General features: G+C 54.2%; 17 protein-coding genes. 15 read left to right on the top strand and 2 right to left on the bottom strand.

From position 1 onward, the window contains the following. The first annotated feature begins 8 nt into the window (after nt 1-8). From NZD89_RS17375 to cotE, 11 genes are all read left to right on the top strand, one after another. On the top strand, nt 9-500 hold the full coding sequence (locus tag NZD89_RS17375) for a YajQ family cyclic di-GMP-binding protein (protein ID WP_268004045.1): 492 nt from the start codon (nt 9-11) through the stop codon (nt 498-500). 57 nt (nt 501-557) lie between these two features. Next, on the top strand, nt 558-1,136 hold the full coding sequence (gene pgsA / locus NZD89_RS17370; RefSeq protein WP_268004044.1) for a CDP-diacylglycerol--glycerol-3-phosphate 3-phosphatidyltransferase: 579 nt from the start codon (nt 558-560) through the stop codon (nt 1,134-1,136). Nucleotides 1,137-1,154: 18 nt separating this feature from the next. Further along, nucleotides 1,155-2,399: a competence/damage-inducible protein A gene (locus tag NZD89_RS17365; RefSeq protein ID WP_431308626.1), complete on the top strand. Its 1,245-nt coding sequence runs from the start codon at nt 1,155-1,157 to the stop codon at nt 2,397-2,399. Between the two features lie 148 nt (nt 2,400-2,547). Further along, on the top strand, nt 2,548-4,128 hold the full coding sequence (locus tag NZD89_RS17360) for a DEAD/DEAH box helicase (RefSeq protein ID WP_268004042.1): 1,581 nt from the start codon (nt 2,548-2,550) through the stop codon (nt 4,126-4,128). Nucleotides 4,129-4,387: 259 nt separating this feature from the next. Next, nucleotides 4,388-5,449 carry a recombinase RecA gene (gene recA, locus NZD89_RS17355; protein WP_268004041.1) on the top strand — a complete coding sequence of 354 codons (1,062 nt, stop codon included), beginning with the start codon at nt 4,388-4,390 and terminating at the stop codon, nt 5,447-5,449. Next, nucleotides 5,433-6,092 carry a regulatory protein RecX gene (locus tag NZD89_RS17350; protein WP_268004040.1) on the top strand — a complete coding sequence of 220 codons (660 nt, stop codon included), beginning with the start codon at nt 5,433-5,435 and terminating at the stop codon, nt 6,090-6,092. Before recA ends, NZD89_RS17350 begins: the two co-directional genes overlap by 17 nt. A 198-nt stretch (nt 6,093-6,290) precedes the next feature. Continuing rightward, on the top strand, nt 6,291-7,838 hold the full coding sequence (rny, locus tag NZD89_RS17345) for a ribonuclease Y (RefSeq protein WP_268004039.1): 1,548 nt from the start codon (nt 6,291-6,293) through the stop codon (nt 7,836-7,838). 88 nt (nt 7,839-7,926) lie between these two features. Further along, nucleotides 7,927-8,709 carry a TIGR00282 family metallophosphoesterase gene (locus NZD89_RS17340; RefSeq protein WP_268004038.1) on the top strand — a complete coding sequence of 261 codons (783 nt, stop codon included), beginning with the start codon at nt 7,927-7,929 and terminating at the stop codon, nt 8,707-8,709. Nucleotides 8,710-8,829: 120 nt separating this feature from the next. Beyond that, nucleotides 8,830-9,090 (top strand): stage V sporulation protein S, encoded by a 261-nt coding sequence (locus tag NZD89_RS17335; protein WP_021294820.1) that lies wholly within the window; start codon nt 8,830-8,832, stop codon nt 9,088-9,090. Between the two features lie 41 nt (nt 9,091-9,131). Next, on the top strand, nt 9,132-10,076 hold the full coding sequence (locus NZD89_RS17330) for a dipeptidase (RefSeq protein ID WP_268004037.1): 945 nt from the start codon (nt 9,132-9,134) through the stop codon (nt 10,074-10,076). A gap of 265 nt (nt 10,077-10,341) precedes the next feature. Further along, nucleotides 10,342-10,887, top strand: a complete 546-nt coding sequence (gene cotE / locus NZD89_RS17325) for an outer spore coat protein CotE (protein WP_268004036.1) — start codon at nt 10,342-10,344, stop codon at nt 10,885-10,887. Here the strand turns inward: cotE and NZD89_RS17320 are convergent. Continuing rightward, nucleotides 10,801-12,195 (bottom strand): recombinase family protein, encoded by a 1,395-nt coding sequence (locus tag NZD89_RS17320; protein ID WP_268004035.1) that lies wholly within the window; start codon nt 12,193-12,195, stop codon nt 10,801-10,803. The genes cotE and NZD89_RS17320 overlap by 87 nt on opposite strands. A 185-nt stretch (nt 12,196-12,380) precedes the next feature. On the opposite strand from NZD89_RS17320, the gene NZD89_RS17315 reads away from it, so the two are divergent. After that, nucleotides 12,381-12,512: a hypothetical protein gene (locus NZD89_RS17315; protein WP_268004034.1), complete on the top strand. Its 132-nt coding sequence runs from the start codon at nt 12,381-12,383 to the stop codon at nt 12,510-12,512. A 754-nt stretch (nt 12,513-13,266) separates the two neighbouring features. After that, nucleotides 13,267-13,689: a YfmQ family protein gene (locus tag NZD89_RS17310; protein ID WP_268004033.1), complete on the top strand. Its 423-nt coding sequence runs from the start codon at nt 13,267-13,269 to the stop codon at nt 13,687-13,689. A gap of 375 nt (nt 13,690-14,064) precedes the next feature. Here the strand turns inward: NZD89_RS17310 and NZD89_RS17305 are convergent, their stop codons facing one another. Further along, a complete protein-coding gene (locus tag NZD89_RS17305) occupies nt 14,065-15,609 on the bottom strand; it encodes an ATP-binding protein (RefSeq protein ID WP_268004032.1) in 1,545 nt (514 codons plus the stop codon). 335 nt (nt 15,610-15,944) lie between these two features. Between NZD89_RS17305 and NZD89_RS17300 the strand changes: the two genes are divergently transcribed. Both NZD89_RS17300 and NZD89_RS17295 read left to right on the top strand, forming a co-directional pair. Continuing rightward, nucleotides 15,945-17,312, top strand: a complete 1,368-nt coding sequence (locus NZD89_RS17300; protein WP_268004031.1) for a YheC/YheD family protein — start codon at nt 15,945-15,947, stop codon at nt 17,310-17,312. A gap of 102 nt (nt 17,313-17,414) precedes the next feature. After that, complete coding sequence (locus NZD89_RS17295; RefSeq protein WP_268004030.1) at nt 17,415-18,803, top strand: YheC/YheD family endospore coat-associated protein; 1,389 nt, start codon at nt 17,415-17,417, stop codon at nt 18,801-18,803. Nucleotides 18,804-18,820 lie beyond the last annotated feature (17 nt).

Raw genomic sequence — 18,820 nt, 5'->3', positions numbered from 1 at the left:
GATAAATCGTGGCAAAGGATGCATCGTTTGACATCGTTTCAAAAGTCGATCTCCAAGAGGTCAACAACGCCGTCACTCAGGCACGTCGCGAGATCGAAACCCGGTTTGACTTCAAGGGGAGCAAGAGTGAGATTCGCTTCGAGGATGACTCCTTGACGCTCATCTCCGATGATGAGTTCAAATTGTCGCAGCTACTCGACGTTCTTCAGACGAAACTGATCAAGCGTGACGTCTCTCTCAAAGCGCTAAAACCAGGGAAAATTGAGCCCGCGTCCGGCGGTACCGTCCGCCAGGTCTTTTCCTTACAACAGGGTATCGACCAGACCGTCGCGAAACAGATCACGAAGCTGATCCGCGATTCGAAACTCAAAGTCCAGGCACAAATTCAAGGTGATCAAGTGCGCGTCACTGGAAAGAGTAGAGATGACCTTCAACAGGTGATTCAGTTGTTGAAGTCAGAAGATATCGAGGCACCCCTTCAATTTACGAACTACCGTTGACAGTGTCCGACGTATAGGGCAGGAATGGCTTTTTCATGGGGACGGGGGAGATAGTGTTTGAATTTGGCTAATCGCATCACGATAGCGAGAATTTTCTTGGTCCCTGTCGTGAGTTTGGTCCTCCTAATCCACTACAACTTCTGGTCGATTACGATTAACCAGCAGACGACGACTGGAAGCGAGATGATAGCGGCCTTTGTGTTTGTGTTGGCCGCCAGTACCGATGGTATCGACGGCTATATTGCACGGAAGCGGCAGATTGTGACGAACTTCGGTAAGTTTCTCGATCCGCTCGCAGATAAATTGCTTATCTCCGCAGTCCTCATCAGTTTGGTGCAGATGCACCGCCTGCCGGCGTGGGTTGCGATTGTCATCATCAGCCGCGAGTTCGCCGTGACGGGCCTGCGGCTCGTGGCTGCAGCGGAGGGTGTCGTCATCGCCGCCAGCCGATTGGCGAAGTTGAAAACCGTGACGCAAATCGTTGCGATGGTTGTGCTCATCATCAATAATTTCCCGTTTTCTTGGGTGGGTTTTCCGTTTGCCAACTTGATGTTATACATCATGGTGGTCATCACGGTGCTCTCGGGGCTCGACTATTTCTTGAAGAACAAGCGCATCATCCGCGTCACAGAATGATTGCAGGAGATGGTGGCAGTGGGTACACAGTGTCAGGCCGAACTCATCGCAGTCGGCTCGGAAATTTTGCTCGGCCAGATCAACAATTCGCACGCGCAGGTCATCTCGGCTGAACTTGCCAAATACGGTCTATACGTGTACCATCACGGTGCAGTCGGTGACAACGAACAGCGGATACGGAGGGCGTTTGAAACAGCGTCGCAGCGGTCCAACGTCGTCATTGTCACAGGCGGTCTCGGACCTACCGCCGACGATTTGACGAAAGAGGCTCTGGCTTCATTTCTCGACCGAAAACTGGTCCTGTCCGAGGAAGCGCTGCATCATTTGATGCAGTATTTTGCAGGTAGACAGCGACAAATGCCTGAGGAAAATCGCAAACAAGCGTATTGCATAGAGGGTGGGGAACTGATCCCCAATGAGAATGGAACAGCACCTGGACAGTACATTTTCGACCGGAATGTTCATTTCTTCCTCTTGCCTGGGCCGCCACTCGAAATGCGCCCAATGCTCCGAAATTACGTTCTTCCGCGTCTAATAGAGGTTTTCGGTGGCCAGCAGGCCCTCATTTCCCGCGTATTACATTTTTGTGGTATCGGTGAATCTGACGTAGATGAACAGATTCAGGACTTGACTGCTGGACAAAATCCGACGGTCGCCCCACTCGCCGGCGAGGGAGAAATGCTTTTGCGCATTACCGCAACCGCCGACAGCGAGTCGTCTGCTCGAGCCAAAATCGCTCCTGTTGAGGAGGAACTCCGCAGGCGTTTTGGGTCTTACCTGTACGGGGTGGATGACGACACGCTGCCGAGCGTGGTTGGGCGTCGTCTGGCTGAGCGACAACATACGCTGTCTGTAGCGGAGAGTTGTACGGGTGGATTGCTCGCAAGCATGCTCACAGATGTTCCGGGCAGTTCGGCGTATTTCATGGGCGGCGTCGTCGCATACGATAACCGCATCAAGGAATCCTTGCTCGATGTACCGTCGGATGTATTGGCGACGGAGGGCGCGGTGTCGGAAGCGACCGCTCGGGCTTTGGCTGAGGGTGTTCGGCGCCGGCTGTCCACCACCTATGGAATTGGTGTGACCGGAATCGCCGGTCCAGGTGGCGGCACGCCAGAGAAACCGGTGGGTCTCGTGTATGTCGCCGTCGCGGACGGCCGTCAAACGCAAGTGTATCGACTGCAGTACCGCGTGTCGCGGGCGCAGGTCCGCCTTCGGACGTGCAAGCAGGCGCTGTGGCGACTACTCGGTATCATGGAATAGTTCGAGAACTTCTCGATAGCTGACTGTACCCTGTGCGTTCGGTGAACCACGAGGTGTGTTTCGCTTGTCCTCGATTTGAGAAATCGCGCGTTCGAAGTGGTGGAGAGAGCCAGTTCCTCCCTTCGACCATCTACAGAAAGGTGAGTTTATGTCATCATTTGAAGAGTTTGGTTTACATCGCCGCGTGTTACAGGCGATTCACGATATGGGGTTCGAAGAACCTTCGCCGATTCAACAAGCTTGTATCCCTACCGTCATGCAGGGAGTAGACGTCATAGGCCAGGCGCAGACGGGCACGGGGAAGACGGCGGCATTCGGCATCCCGCTGGTCGACCGCGTGACACCAGATAACCACGTTCAGGCTATCGTCTTGACCCCAACCCGCGAGTTGGCCATCCAGGTGGCTGGAGAAGTCCGCAAGATAGCGAAGCACAAGCGCGTGCGGTCGTTGCCGATCTACGGCGGGCAGTCCATCGGTCACCAAATTCGCGCCTTGAAACAGGGCGTGCAAATCGTGATTGGAACACCTGGTCGCGTGCTCGACCACATCCGCCGCGGTACGCTGCGACTCAGTCAAGTGACGACCGTCGTCCTCGACGAGGCGGACGAGATGCTCGACATGGGCTTTATCGAGGATATCGAAAGTATCTTGCGAGAGACGCCAGACACCAGGCAGACGCTGTTGTTCTCGGCTACGTTCCCGTCTGAAGTCAAACGGTTGTCCGGGCGGTATATGAAGGAGCCACAGCACGTCACCGTGAACCGCGGCGAGGTGACTGTGCCTCGGATCGATCAAATTTGTTATAAGGTCTTAGAGCGCAATAAGCTGGAGAGCTTGTGTCGCATCGTCGACAGCGAAGAGGTGCAATTGGGTATCATTTTCTGCCGTACGAAGCGGGGCGTGGATGAACTCGTCGAGGCGTTGATGGCCCGCGGTTACATGGCTGACGGCCTCCATGGCGACCTCAGTCAGGCACAGCGTGACAGGGTGATGCGCCGCTTCCGCAAGAATGAAATCGAGTTGCTGGTGGCGACAGATGTGGCTGCGCGCGGTCTCGATGTCGACGACGTGACACACGTGGTCAATTACGATATTCCTCAGGACCCAGAGTCTTACGTCCACCGCATCGGACGTACGGGCCGCGCGGGCAAGCACGGGCTCGCCATCACGTTGGTGACGCCGCGCGAGTTCAAGCTGTTGAAGCAGATTGAGCGCGAGACGAAAGTCAGTATGGCGTTGCGCGAAGTTCCGTCGCTCGAAGACGTGGCGGAGCGCCAGGCTGAGATGTGGCGCAACCGCGTCGTCGATACGTTAAACGAAGGCGGGCTGGCGCACTATCGCGCGATTTTGGGGAACCTCATCGACGATCACGACCCGGTCGATATCGCATCGGCGCTGCTCAAGATCGCCTCCGCTGGCGAAGGGGCGCGCGCGGATGGCGACGATTACGACTTTGGCGATACGGGAGCTCGTCCAGGCATGGTTCGTTTCTTCGTGAACATCGGCCGCACCGCGCGCATGAGTCCTGCCGATTTTGTGCGCGCCATCTCGGAAGAGGCGGGTGTGCCGGGTGCAGCAGTGGGGCGGATCGACATTTTCGACCGATTCACGTTTATCGAGGTCGAGCAGGATAGCGCACCGTTCGTCTATGAAGCGTTGCGTCAAAGCAGGATCAATGGTACCCGCGTGAACCTGGAACCGGCGAAGCCGCGCGGCGTCCGGAGCTAAGAAGTCACTGCTGTTCGCTGTGGCGGAACACGTAAGCATGAAGCAAGTTTGTCGGGGTGATGCCGCAAACTTGCTTTTTTTATGGATATGCGAACAAATGTTTGCATTTGTTGATAGAGTTGATACAATAGATTCAAAGGAAGAGGACAAGGAAGCGCGAATTAATGATGTAAGCATCGAGAATCACAGGGTTCAATCATCTCACAGGTTGTCATTCGGGATGACCTGATTCATCGATAAGAATTGAGGATGGTGTGTCATGGGAGACAAGCGCGCGGCGCTGGATATGGCCCTAAAGCAGATTGAGAAGCAGTTTGGCAAGGGTTCCATCATGAAACTTGGGGAAGCCTCCGCTCAAATGAACGTAGAGACGGTTTCCACGGGATCTATCGCATTGGACATCGCGCTGGGTGTCGGTGGACTTCCGCGAGGAAGAATTATCGAGGTGTACGGTCCCGAATCATCTGGTAAAACCACGGTCGCGCTGCATACGGTCGCCGAGGTTCAAAAGTTGGGCGGGCAGGCCGCGTTTATCGACGCGGAGCACGCACTCGACCCTGCGTACGCTGCCAAGCTGGGTGTAAATATCGATGATCTGCTCATCTCGCAACCTGATACGGGGGAACAGGCGCTCGAAATCGCTGAAGCACTTGTTCGCAGCGGTGCAGTCGACGTCATCGTCATCGACTCTGTGGCGGCCCTGGTGCCAAAGAACGAGTTGGAAGGCGATATGGGGGATTCTCACGTCGGCCTTCAAGCACGGTTGATGTCGCAGGCGTTGCGCAAACTTGCCGGAGCGATTAGCAAATCCAAGACCATCGCCATCTTTATCAATCAGATTCGCGAAAAGGTCGGCGTCATGTTTGGGAATCCGGAAACCACCACAGGCGGTCGTGCGCTCAAATTCTACTCTACTGTGCGCTTGGAAGTGCGCCGCGCCGAAGCGATTAAGCAAGGCAATGATGTAGTAGGTTCGCGGACGCGAATCAAGGTTGTGAAGAACAAAGTTGCGCCTCCGTTCCGCCAAGCGGACGTCGACATCATGTTTGGCGAGGGGATTTCTCGTGAGGGAAGCATCATCGACATGGCGTCTGAGATAGATGTAATCCAAAAGAGTGGCGCGTGGTATTCGTTTAACGAGGAGCGCCTGGGACAAGGTCGTGAAAACGCGAAGCAATTCCTGAAAGAGCACGAGGACATCGCGGCACAGATTGAAGCGGCTGTGCGAGAGCACTATCAAGTGTCAGTGGCGAAGGTTGTGCCTCCTGTAGTGGACGCTGAGGAAGACGAGGACGTGCTCGAGTTTGGCAGCCTCACCTGATTTTCTCGACACGATAGTCGGCCGTGAAGCGGTACCAGGGGACCCGAACGTCGTTCGGGTTCTTTTTCATCATCGAGACGCTCTACTTCTCCGCGTGGCAGATTGGGTCGACCTCCATTTAAAAGTGGGGTTGACCGTGGCAAGCGAGTTACATGTGGAGTTGGTTCGCCGCGCAAACATGGTCGGTGCATTACAACTCGCCCGTACATATCTCACTGGACGTGTAAAGACGTCGGCGCAAGTCAAATCGTTTCTCGAACGCAAAGAGGTAGAAGAGGGTGTGATTGGCGACGTCATTCGCCACTTAGAGCAGATTGGCGTGCTTGATGACGCGGCGTACGCGGCACTATTTATCGAACAATCAGGGGAGCGCACGGGCAGACGGCAACTGATGGAGAAGTTGCTGCGCAGGGGCGTTCCACGCGATGTCGTGCAGGATGCGCTCGTGCATCACCTGAGTCGGGACGTCGAGCTGACGGCAGCCATCGGCTGGGCAGAAAAGTACGTTCGCCGACACGGACGTCCCACGGATGCCAGAGAGCGCCTCAAGCTTATGCAACACTTGGCCCGCAAGGGATGTCCCAGTGAAGTGGTACGCCGAGCTATCGATGTCGCGCTTGAAGGGTTGAGTACCGACGAGTAAGGGCGTTGTCTTGTCTCTGTGAACTATACAGACTCTGGTTTGAATGTCGATTTCGGGGATAAATTGGTGTTTTCTTGACACTGATTTGGACGAACAATTAGAATATAAATGCGTATCATTTACGGCCTCTAGCTCGAATCCGTCACTCATTGACGCGAACGGTTGGTTATTCCAACTGGAGCAGGGAGGCATTGCCTTGTGACAGTTCCCATTTGGTTGTGCATTGTCATAGCGGTTGTTGGTTTGTTGATTGGCTTAGGTCTCGGCTACATCGCTCGGCGCATGATGGCCGAGTCGAAGATTGGCACGGCAGAAGTGCGTGCATTGCAAATTATAGAAAATGCTCAACGTGATGTTGATGCGAGACGTAAGGAAGCAATCTTAGAGGCAAAAGAAGAGACACATCGAATTCGACAAGAAGCGGAAAAGGAACTCCGCGAACGCCGAAACGAGATTCAGCGTCTCGAACGGCGGATTCTTCAGAAGGAAGAATCGTTAGATCGGAAGTTGGAAGCTCAGGAGCAGAAGGCGGAAGATCTGCGTAAGCAAGAGGCAAATCTTGAATCTTTGAGAGATGAAATCGAATCGCTGCGGTTGGAACAAGTGCGTGAACTCGAGCGGGTGTCTGGATTGACCCGGGAGAGTGCACGGGAGCTTATCCTCAATCAGGTTGAGCGCGAGACTCGCCATGATGCTGCAGTGATGGTCAAGCAGATTGAGCAGGAAGCGAAGCGGGACGCTGAGCGTCGAGCTCGAGACATTATCGCAATGGCTGTTCAACGATGTGCTGCGGATCATGCATCTGAAATCACCGTCTCGGTTGTGAACTTGCCGAATGACGAGATGAAGGGTCGCATTATCGGACGTGAGGGTCGAAATATCCGCACGCTCGAGACGTTGACAGGTATTGACCTCATCATTGATGACACGCCAGAAGCGGTGATATTGTCAGGTTTTGACCCGATTCGACGCGAAATTGCTCGTGTTGCCTTAGAGCGGCTCGTGGCAGACGGGCGAATCCACCCGGCTCGCATTGAAGAAATGGTGGAGAAGGCACGGCGCGATATCGATGACTTGATTCGCGAAGAGGGAGAGCAGGCGACGTTTGATAGCAACGTGCACGGTTTGCATCCGGATCTCGTGAAATTGCTCGGACGATTGAAATTCCGGACGAGCTACGGTCAGAACGTGCTGAAACACTCCGTGGAAGTTGCACACCTCGCCGGAATGATGGCCGCTGAACTCGGTCTTGATGTCGCTCTGGCGAGACGGGGTGGACTTCTCCACGACGTGGGTAAGGCTATCACGCACGAAGTGGAAGGCTCACACGTCGAAATCGGCGTGGACCTCGCGCGGCGGTACAAGGAGCACCCCGTCGTCATCAACGCGATTGCGGCTCACCATGGCGACGTGGAGTTCTCCTCTCCAGTGTCTGTGATTGTGGCGGCAGCTGATGCGATTTCTGCGGCCCGTCCAGGTGCGCGGAGGGAAACGTTGGAAATTTACATGAAGCGTCTAGAGAAACTTGAGTCCATCGCCGAGTCATTCGCGGGTGTGGAGAAGAGTTACGCCATTCAAGCAGGGCGCGAGATTCGGATTATCGTGAAGCCTGAACTCATCGATGATGCGGAATCTGCGTTGGTGGCAAAGGAGATATCTAAGAAGATTGAAAGCGAACTGGATTACCCAGGTCAGATTAAAGTGACTGTAATTCGAGAAACTAGAGCCGTTGAATACGCAAAATAGAGTAGCCGATTGGCTGCTCTATTTTTCATCCAGGGAAGAGAAAACTTCGCGGCTCTGACATCGGTCAGTTGTGGAAGGGATAAGGATTGTGAAGGTCTTATTCATAGGAGATATCGTTGGGCAACCAGGGCGCCAATACGTCGCGGAAGTTCTGCAGGAGCTTCTGCCGGAACACAAACCGGATTTGGTCGTCGCCAATGGCGAGAACGCCACCCGGGGCCGGGGTCTTTCGAGCCACTCCGCTGAGGAGTTGTACGACGCTGGCGTCGAGATCGTGACGATGGGGAACCACACGTGGGACCAGCGGCAGATTTTTGATTTCATTGATGACGACGAACGGATTGTCCGTCCGGCAAATTACCCTGCTGGTACACCTGGACGTGGGTTCACGGTGTGTCGCGTGGGGCGACGGGAAGTACTCATCATCAACGTGATGGGAAGAACGTTTCTCAGTACGATCGACTGTCCGTTCGCGGCGGTGGAGAACATATTGAAGGAACATCCCCATATCAAGCACATCATCGTCGACATGCACGCGGAAGTCACTTCAGAGAAACTGGGGATGGGCTGGGAATTTGCTGGGCGCGTATCCGCGGTTCTTGGAACGCATACGCACGTCCCCACCGCCGACGCTCGAATCCTGCCCGGCGGTACGGCGTACATCTCTGACGTGGGCATGGTCGGCCCGCGCAACGGCATTCTCGGCATGAAACGGGAATCGGTGATACGGCGGATGCGCACGCAACTTCCCGCGAAATTTGAAGTAGCAGATGGACCGAGGCAGTTTTGTGCCGTGATGATGGATTTTGACGACGAATCAGGTCGCGCGACGCGCATCGATCCGATTTATCGGTACGAACCTGACGCTTAACCACGATGTCGATGATGTAGATGTAGATCTTTCTTGTCCACTTCTTAGCATAAATAGGGCTAGTGTGCAATATCGATATATTGTCCTACTGCCGAAGGGGATAGAGGAGGTCATTTCATCGTGGATGTATTAAAGGTCTCGGCTAAGTCAAATCCGAATTCAGTTGCGGGGGCTTTGGCAGGGGTATTACGCGAACAAGGAAGCGCTGAAATACAAGCGATCGGTGCGGGTGCGCTCAATCAAGCCGTAAAGGCCGTCGCCATTGCCAGAGGTTTTGTCGCCCCAAGTGGCGTAGACTTGATTTGTATACCGGCGTTCACCGATATACAAATTGACGGTGAAGACAGAACTGCCATTCGACTTCTTGTGGAACCGCGGTAATTCTTCGCACGTGTGTTTCGGAATGAGAGGAGATAGTACAGTTGCAGCCATGGCTCGTTGCGGACGCGCATGTCGATGTATTAATGAAGTTGTTGGATACAAAGATTCGATTTACCGAGGATGGGCCGTCACTCGATGCCAGTCTTCCGTCACTCGCTCTTGGGCACGTTGCAACACAGGTATTCGCGCTGTATGTGTCGCCAAACGCAGATGCCGGCAGTCAACTGCATGACGTGCTTCGCGAGATCGATGCGTTCTATGGTCAAGTTGCGACGGTACCGACTGTACGCCACGTGAAATCCCGAGCTGATCTGCGTGCGGCCAGGGCACAAGGGCAACTCGCAGGCATCTTGTCGCTCGAGGGGGGCGGTTGCCTTCGTGGGAGTGTCGAAATTCTTCGAATGCTCCACGAGTTGGGCGTACGCGGTATGGGTCTGACGTGGAATGATGCCAACGAGTTGGCAGACGGTTGTGGTGAACTGCGCGGAGCGGGTTTGACGCGTGCTGGTCGGGCAGTGGTGCGCGAGTTACAGCGCCTTTCCATGTGGATTGACCTCGCACATCTCCACGATACGGGCGTCCGGGATATTCTTCGCTTCACAGATGGCCCCGTGATGGCTTCCCACGCGAACGCCCGTGCCATTCACGACCACCGCCGCAACTTGACGGACGACGTCATCCGGGAGATTATTCGTCGAGACGGTTGGATGGGACTGACGTTCGAAGCGAGTTTCCTGACTGACGGGTCGACCACTGTGAATGATGTATTTCGCCATCTCGATCACGTTTTGAACCTCGGAGGCGCCAAACACATCGGCTTCGGTTCAGATTTTGACGGTACATCGCACGCTGTGGAGGGACTTGCGCGAAGTAGCGATTACGCGAGCTTCGCGGAGCAGCTAGCCGACCGATACGGTCCCGACTTGGCGAGGCAGTTGTTATTTGACAATTTCGAGGCGTTTTTAGTTCGGCAATTGCCGGCGTGATGACATACGACACAAGAGGAGAGCGTCCCACATTGGGCGCTCTCCTCTTGTGTAAAAGCCCATCTTGTAGCGGCACATCCCTCTTCATGCGCACCCCATTAGGCGAACGCATACGATGTCTTGTGGTTGCGGTTGGGCGACTGACTCGTAGGAGATGAGGCGGCACGGCGTTCACCACTTTCTTTCGCCCCGCATACCGATACAGTATCAAACTCGGGCGTATGACTATGTTCATCACCTGAGCCAAATTAGAGGAGGTTGCCGCATGGTGCTTTCAAACAAAGACCTCAACTACCGTGAGATCATGGCCAACGCGGTCTGCGGCCGGGGCAGTAAATATGCACAGACGACATATACGGTCCGCCCCACGTATCGTCCAAGTACAATCGGTGGTTGCTGGGTTATGAATCACATGTACGAGGCGGAACTCGTCGGGGATTACGTCGAGATTCACGGTCGCTTCGATGTGAATGTCTGGTACTCGCACAACAATAACTCCGAGACGGCTGTTGCGAAGGAAACGGTCACGTACGTCGAACAGATTGCCCTACGCGATCTCGACGCGGAATGCATCCGTGACTCCCGCGAAGTCAACGTCAGTGTCATCCAGAGTCCGAACTGCCTGGACGCCACCCTCACTGGGAACGGCTCGGAAGTACTGGTTCGCGTGGAGAAGGAACTCGGCGTGGAAGTGATCGGGCAAACTAAGCTTTGTTCCTTCGAACTACATCCGTTTCAGCTGAACCTGAATGTGCTCGCGATCGACGTCTATCCGTTCGATGAGTGCGCGCGCGAGTTCTTTGCGCTGTAATGGTTGCAGTGACTCCCAACCAACGCTCAATCGCTGTGTCACCTCTGCGATTGAAGGTCGCGATGGCTCGTCGTTCGTTTTTTCCTGGTTTGTACCCACCTCCTGGTCGTTCAAGGCGCGTTCTTCTTGTTCGATTCGTTTGAGGCGTTCGCTCAATTCCTCAAGAGTGATGCTTTCCCGTTCATATGCGTCCCACAATCGTCTCTTTCTAGCCTCCAGTAAGCTTCTCCCTCGCTCCACGTCGCGCATCTTGGCGGATGCCGTCTCCACCGAAGCGGGCGGTGTGCCCCTGGAAAGGGATTCCTGGCTCATCTGGTCGAGAAAACCGATGATGACAGGTTCCATTACGTCACATCGGACCATTTTGGCGCGACACATATGCAGGCGGTGATTTCTGCATCGGTAGTATCGATATTTGCGCCCGTGATACCCGACCATTTTCCCACCGCACTGCGAACAGTAGAGCAGTCCGGTAAATGGAAACAACCCAGTGCCGGATCGCGGGGAAGCACACCGCCTCCGCCCGCGGACAGCTTGTGCTAGTTCCCACGTTCCATCGTCGATGATGGGGGGGTGGTCTCCGTCTGTAATGATCACCTCTTGGTGACTCTTGGAGCTTCTAAATCCCCAGCGCAGTTTGCCGATGTACACCGGATTCTCCAGCATGTAGGCAATTGTGTGGGGGTCAGCGATCCGGTCGCTGGCATGCGTACTTTGCAACCACTTGTTGAGACGGTGAAGGCCATACCCACAGATGTATTTGCGAAATACCTCCCGGACGATTTCGGCCTCTGATTCTTGAACGACCAATGTGTCACCGCGTTTGATATACCCAAACGGCGCGCTCGCCGTCACGCGCTTTCCCTCTAGCGCCTTTTGTGCCATGCCAACCGATACCCGTTCACCGATGGTCTCTCGCTCCCATTGCGCCATCGCCGCGACCATGGTGATAAAGAGCCGGCCAATGGCGGTTGTCGTATCGAATATTTCCGTCGCCGATTTAAAGCCGACGTCATACTTATCGAACCATCGCAGGAGTTCATAGAGGTCAGAGACGGATCGCGTGAGGCGATCGAGTTTATACACAAGTACCACGTCGAGTTGACGGTTCGAAATGTCCTGCATCAAACGTTGTAGGGACGGTCGGTCGGTGTCTTTTGCAGAGAATCCCTCGTCGGCATACACATCTGCGACGCTCCAGTCTTGACTCTCACAATAGGCACGCAGTTTTTGTGTCTGTGCCGACAAGGAAAATCCTTCGCTTGCTTGTTCCTGCGTGGACACGCGAATGTAAATGGCGGCTCGCATCGGATTCACCCCTTCACTTGTCACATTATGGCGACGACCCCTCGCGACATGCATCTGTGTTGTCACCACGCTCAGTCGGGCAAACAGACAAACCTGCCCGGCATAGGAATGAGTGAGGAATGTCTGGCAGCGGCGGTCACGCGCCGGTGCGGGAGCGGTGAAACGGGATCTCTGGGGGTGATATTGTGGAGAAATTACAGCCGAAACCGCCCACCATCACGGTCGTGGGACGTTGGACGCAGGCGCACACCAAAGCGTATCAGGACTTCGTGATCCGTGCAGTGGGCACATCGAGGAATGGGAAGGAGGCGAATTGAAGGGATTCAGCGCCGCATGCGACGTGAGGTGATGTTGGGTGCGGGGCGTTCGCGCCCAAGGCGCAAAGCAAATGTGGACAAGGGCGGGTGCCCAGTCGTCGAGCGGGGCGTGTGGCTGGATCACACGAAGATTTGAAAACATGCCAACACTTGTATGTCAATAGGAATATTCTTGGACATGGAATCATATCTATTTAGTAGGAGACGTTGGGCCCCGAATTGAGAGGGGAGACCACCGTGAAGGAGCTCGTATCTGCTCTAAAAATCACACTTTTGCTGCTTCAAGTGTCCTCAGCACTCGTCCAACTGCTTAAACAGTGGAAGCGCAAAAAACCGTGATAACCCGTTGTGTAAGGTGAGGCTTACACATCGATTGAGCAAGTGACTTCTCGGGGCCCTTTGTCTTCCGCATTTTGCGACGACCCATCACGGTCAGTAGTCGTCGAGCCAGTTCTCCCTGCACTCTAATGTATGCTTGTGATACCTCTGATATCACTTCCTTCACGACATTGTACAACAGGAGCGACGGCCCGGGGGGTCCAACTGTGTGTCGGAAATACGGCGAATTTGTGTGTAAATGATTAACAAAGTTTTACGTACCTGTGAATGATCCGATTTCGCGGTTTGGATGGCGGAGTTTCGCGCTATAATAACGTCATTGAGAGACGCTGATTGGCGCCCTGCCGCGCTGTTGCAAAATCGCACGCAAATCGCGGACATTTATAGATTCCAGTTTGAGTGGGGAGGATTGCCAATGATTTTTTGGATCATCGTCATACTGTTAGCCGTTCATATTGTCCTTGCATTTTTTATGACTCCGCCAACGGCCTGGGCAAATTGGTTTTTCGATCAGTTTTCGACGCATCCCAAGCTCCGACCCAACCACGTTTCTGACGTTTTCATCAACGAGGAGCGACTTGCGCCGGCGGATCGCGAATCGTTTATTGAGGATTTCAACGGGGCGAACTTTCTCTATGAAGGTGGAATCATCCCACAGTTCAAAGAGCAGCCGGTCGTGGTGAAAATCATTCAAGGGAAGACCACGTTCCTACTGAATATGTACCTGTATGGGGACGAAATGGTGGAAGTGGTTCGATACCGGAAGAAAAAATACACACCGTACCGCGTCAGGTCCGGCCGACTAGAACAATTCCTTCGTTCGTACCGCGCAGCGTAGCACCGGTTCTGGGGACGGGTCCAACCTGGAAGTCAACGGGTATCTACGCGTGATCACGTGACGAGGATAACATGATTTGTCTGCATGGTTCGCCTCCCCGCACCTCATTCTAAGTGCGGGGAGGCGAAAACCTATGCGAACGGAAGACGGACAATCCCGTACTTTAGATACCAGGACCAAGGTTGGCGCGACTGTGTTTGGGCTAATTGCCGCCCTCATTCTGTGTGGATACCTGTACCGGTATTTGGTCCAACATTGGCTTTAAGCGCCATGTTTGTACAAGCTTCAACCGCGTATGAGGCAGCATCGCGTGCCGCGCCGAATACCCCAACGAGGTCGTCCCTAGGGGCGACCTCATTCCATGACAGCGGGTTGTCAGATGGCTGCGCATCCGTTCGTGGATTCTTTAGCCAAGGCTTGTTGAAGCGTGCTTTCCACTGTGATTTGGCTAAAGTCCAACCCAGATTTCAGCATGACTTTGGCGGTTGCCGCCCGGATACCCGTCAACACTGTTATGCAGCCGAGCAGGGAGACTCCATTGAACACCTTTCGAAACAGTTCGGCGACCTGGGCGTCTGTGATGACTGCGCCGGAGAGGTCGATAAACAGTTTTTGGATCCCCTTGGATTCGATATCATCGAGCAGTCGCTCCTCGATTTTTTCGATTCGTTTTTCGTCGAAGACGCCGATGAGCGGCAGGACGGCGACGTGATTGAATAGGGGAATGACTGGAACGGTAAGTTCATCAATAATCGATTGTTGGGAACGGACGATGTTGTCGCGATAGCGCGTAAAGCTCACGTTGAAGTGAATGATAAAGTTGTCGAGCGTATCGCTGATGCGGTCGGCGATGTCAAATGCCTCTGCGGCCGTCACCTGAGAATTGACGTGGTAAAAGCTGAGGAGTCTCCATATCACCTTGCGGAGCGCGTAGAACCATTCCATTTTCGAAATGATGGGGATATCCGATTGTGCCCAAACGATTCCGCGTTCCTGAGCCAACGCGATCACTTCTTGTGTCAACCCGTCGTGAATTAAATTGAGAATTTGGTTGGCGTGCTCGAGTAGGTCACTCGTGGAGACCAGTTTCGACTGCGACACGATTTCAAACGTGGTTTTCGCTTCGGATTCCATTGCTTCGTTGAATTGTGTCCGGTGGCGGCGAAAAAATTCCTTTATGGCTTCTCCTTCGACGTAGGTGAGCTCGGCTGCCCGCGAACCGTCGATGCCCGATGAAACCGTTGGAAATATGATGGTGAACACCGTCCCTTCGCCGTTCGATTTGACCGTGATATCGGCGCCATGTTCGTAGAACGTCGAATATACTTGAGATAACCCCAGCCCTGTTCCAGTATCCTTCGTCGTGAAAAACGGAGTGCCGAGTAAGGAAAGTTTGTCCTGTGGGATGCCAGGGCCGCTGTCGCTGATGGTCAAAATGACCGAATCGGATGAACGACGGTGTTCAATGACGATGTTGCCTTCATCTTCGATGGCTTCAAATGCATTTTTCAATAAATTGAAAATTGCTCGTTTGACTTGATTTTGTTTCCCGTAAACCATCGCTTTTGTATGGTGAAAGCGTTTGTGAACCTTCACTCGATACATCTCTTTGTGAAACAGCGAGAGGATGTTTTCGATAATGGCGCACAGACTAAATTGCCTTTTTGGTTCGGTGACTAAATTGGGTTTGGACACCGACAGCAGTTCGTGCACGGTCCCAATCGCCTGTTCTAGTTCCGACTGCACGACACTCCAGTGCGGGCTTGGGTAGTCGCGTTCCATCAACTGGAGAAATCCTTTTACCGCTGTCAGTGGATTTCGTATTTCATGTGCGATACCAGCGGAAACCTCTCCGATAGCTGCGAGGCGGTTGAGCGTCGCATTGTGTTCGTCCACCGAATGCTCAGTTTCATTGTTCACTATGTACACCATCTCTTTCGACTCGCGAATATATCCTTAATTATCATAATAAGTACGCGATTCTGTGTACAGGGCTGAAAGAAAAGACGGCTCGTCTGCAATTCTCGTGTTATGTCGTCACTGCCCTGCGAGTGGTGCGCGACTAGGGGATGTGTTTTCCGGTGACACACCAAGCTCTGTGTTTTGACAGCTGAATTGGTTGAGAAGAAAGATGAGGATTTCTTCGAGGAAGAAAGCTTACTTGAAGAGGTCGAAATCGAGGACTAAGGCCAAGACCTAAGGATGGGGAGGGGCGTCTTTGCTGCCCCTGCCCACTTTTCAGGGAGGTTCTCAACATGCGGATGTCTGTGAAAATCGCTGCAAATTTGCGGGGGAATCACATCCAGGTGAGCGGCCTTGGCGGCCACAAGCTGCCCAATAAATTGCTGTTTGGAGGGCGGATGACCACCGTACAGTGCACGAGGCGAACAGGTCAGGCAAAGACATCTGCGATCTACGTTTCCACAGCGTTGGCGAGCGCTCTATTTGGCGCGAAGATGAGTTTCGTGTTGCATGTGCAATCGCGCGGGAGTGTGTGGAAGCTCGGTCCCGTCGTGGGACTGTACGCAGACAGGTTGGCCTCGGCGGACCGGCAATTTGGCGAACAGACTCGCATGTTTGAAGAACTGAGTACATACGGACAGGCACTGGGTGCATTCATCGTCGTTCAGACGCCGGGAGATGTCGGCGCCAAATCGGCTCAGGTGTACGACGGAGGCGCGAGAACGTGGACGACGATGCAAAATCTGACGCCTGACCTCGTCCTTCGCCGGACAGGTACTTTTCACAAGTCGCACGCTCAAGTGGCCAAGCAGGAGTTACAGCAACTGATGGCTCGAGGGCGCCTACACACGTTGCCGAGCCAGTGTAGCAACAAGTGGGCGCTGTATCAAGTACTGCGGTCGACGTCTGAATTACGAGCACACCTGCCAACCACCACTTTGTGCACAAGCGGCACCCAACTGTTTCAAGAGGTGATGGCGCGCCGAGACGTATACGTGAAACCGCCCGGCGGGTCTCAGGGCGTTTCGGTTTACCACATGACGCGTAAAGGTCACGCTATCCAAGTTTCGTTTGAGCGGCGAATCGTTCCGCGGAGTACTGAGCGGTATTCAAAAATATTTGAGCCGCGCACCACCGTCGAGACACTCACGATTCGGACGCCACAAGAGTGTACAGCATTCTGGAAGCGGACGCGATTGGCGCGCGCCGTCGTTCAGGACACCATCGAACTGGCCCAGTCGGATGGTAAACCGTACGACTTTCGTTGGCTCGTGCAATCCAGTGACGAGCCAAGCGTCGTCGCCCGCGTGGCCCGCGTCGGGCAAAGAGGCGCCGTCACGACGAACATCCACACGGGCGGCGCGGCGCACGAAGCGGAAGAATTGGTTCAGAAAGTCGTCGGACGAGACAGTGTCAAGGATAAAATTGCCAAGATGGATGAACTGGCGTCAGCAGTTGTGAAGACGTTGGCGAATCGCTATGGAGCATTTGCCGAATTGGGCGTCGATTTAGCGCTCAGGCCCGACGGGCGCATCTTCATTTTTGAAGTCAATCCCACCCCAGGTCGACGGATGCTGCGCATGTTGTCACCGGACACCCGCCGTCTATCACTGGAGTGTCTCCTTGAATATGCTATCAGGGCAACTGGCTTTGGTGGTTAGGATGCATGAAGCGGTTGTCCGAAGGGGTTCACTGTGCGGCGTAACTCGCTCCTGTGAAACACTGGGCCTTTTCGGATTCGCATAGGAAGGGAGCCGTGAATCATGGAAGGGGAGCAACGACAGCTACGCGTAAAAACGTTCCAAAGCGCGGAACCACTCCTGCGTCTGAACCCCTCTGCCGGTCATCTGGCAGCAATCACACCGTTTCGTTCCGTGGAATGTGTCCATGGGGGACGGAGGGTGACGCTTCCGGCCGTAATTGATCGGTCATTGCCGAATGACGCCTTGTCGATGAGCAGCAAGGCAGCAGAACAACTTCGGTTGACGGAATACACCTGGCAGATGCCAGCGGGGGTTTCAAGAGGGCGAATTCAGTTCGGGCCACTCATTGGAATCCTCTCGAACCCGCGGTGGGATAAAGATGCAAAGACGCTCCGCAACACCAGTCAAACCCAGTCGCTCAAACGTTTGGTGGAGGCAGGGTGCGAACACGGTGCCGTTTGTTTTGTGTTCAATATTCTCTCGGTCAACCTGCGGAAGGGGACCGTCTCCGGATACGTCTTGCACGAGGGCAAGTGGTACCGACGTGAACTGCCCCTGCCGGACGTGATCTACGACCAACTACATTCCCGCAAGTTGGAGAGGGACAAAGATGTTCAGGGAATTCGCGAAGCCCTCTCAATGCGGTATGGCGAAAAGCTATTTAACGACGGATTCTTTGACAAGTGGCAGGTCTATGACTGGCTCAAGGACGACTTGACCGTTCGCGACCACCTGCCGAAGACGCAAAGGCACAGCACCTTTTCGTCTGCCGTTGCGTTTGTCAACGCACACGCCGTCTCCTTTCTGAAACCCCTGCACGGAAGCCTGGGTCTTGGGATTGCACGGTTTGTCAAGCACCGAGACGGGTCACTTACGTACGAGTTAAAACAGAAGACATCCTCGATTTTGCGTGGAAAGGGATCATCTGCGAAAGAAGTCCTCAGCGCATTTCGCACAAGGTTGAAGAATCGACCGTATATCTGGCAAGAAGGGGTACCTCTTGCAACGTATCAGCAAAGACCTGCCGATTTCCGCATCTTGATGCAGCGGGATCAGACCGGGGACTGGAAACGGACGAAAATGTTCGCTCGTGTCGCCAAGTCGGGTGACTTCACGTCCAATCTGAGCGGTGGCGGAGATGCGATGCCCGTCGACGATGCGCTTGCCGAATGCCTGGCAAAGGCGGACCAGAGAACGCGGGCGAAGAACCAGATTCGCAGACTTTCTCGACAGGTTGTCGACGCGCTTGAAAAAAACTCAGGACGGACGTTTGGCGAACTGGGTATCGACCTAGGTCTGGATACGTCGGGGAAAGTGTGGATCATCGAGGTGAACTCCAAACCGAGGAAGGCGCCCACGACGGATAAAGGACGCCAGGACCTGGTAGACCTTTCGTTCGAACGGCCGATGCGGTATGCCATCTACCTGGCGACAAAAACGGCGAAATAGAGCCTCGGAGAGAGGGG

It is taken from the genome of Alicyclobacillus fastidiosus (assembly GCF_026651875.1).
GTDB classification, from domain to species: domain Bacteria; phylum Bacillota; class Bacilli; order Alicyclobacillales; family Alicyclobacillaceae; genus Alicyclobacillus; species Alicyclobacillus fastidiosus.
This window is presented reverse-complemented; position numbering and strand designations above follow the sequence as displayed.

Coding starts and splice junctions, on each gene's coding strand:
- recA (WP_268004041.1), top strand. CDS start 4,388: ATGGGAGACAAGCGCGCGGCGCTGGATATGGCCCTAAAGCAGATTGAG.
- cotE (WP_268004036.1), top strand. CDS start 10,342: ATGGTGCTTTCAAACAAAGACCTCAACTACCGTGAGATCATGGCCAAC.
- NZD89_RS17295 (WP_268004030.1), top strand. CDS start 17,415: ATGGAAGGGGAGCAACGACAGCTACGCGTAAAAACGTTCCAAAGCGCG.
- NZD89_RS17320 (WP_268004035.1), bottom strand. CDS start 12,195: ATGCGAGCCGCCATTTACATTCGCGTGTCCACGCAGGAACAAGCAAGC.
- NZD89_RS17300 (WP_268004031.1), top strand. CDS start 15,945: ATGCGGATGTCTGTGAAAATCGCTGCAAATTTGCGGGGGAATCACATC.
- NZD89_RS17310 (WP_268004033.1), top strand. CDS start 13,267: ATGATTTTTTGGATCATCGTCATACTGTTAGCCGTTCATATTGTCCTT.
- NZD89_RS17360 (WP_268004042.1), top strand. CDS start 2,548: ATGTCATCATTTGAAGAGTTTGGTTTACATCGCCGCGTGTTACAGGCG.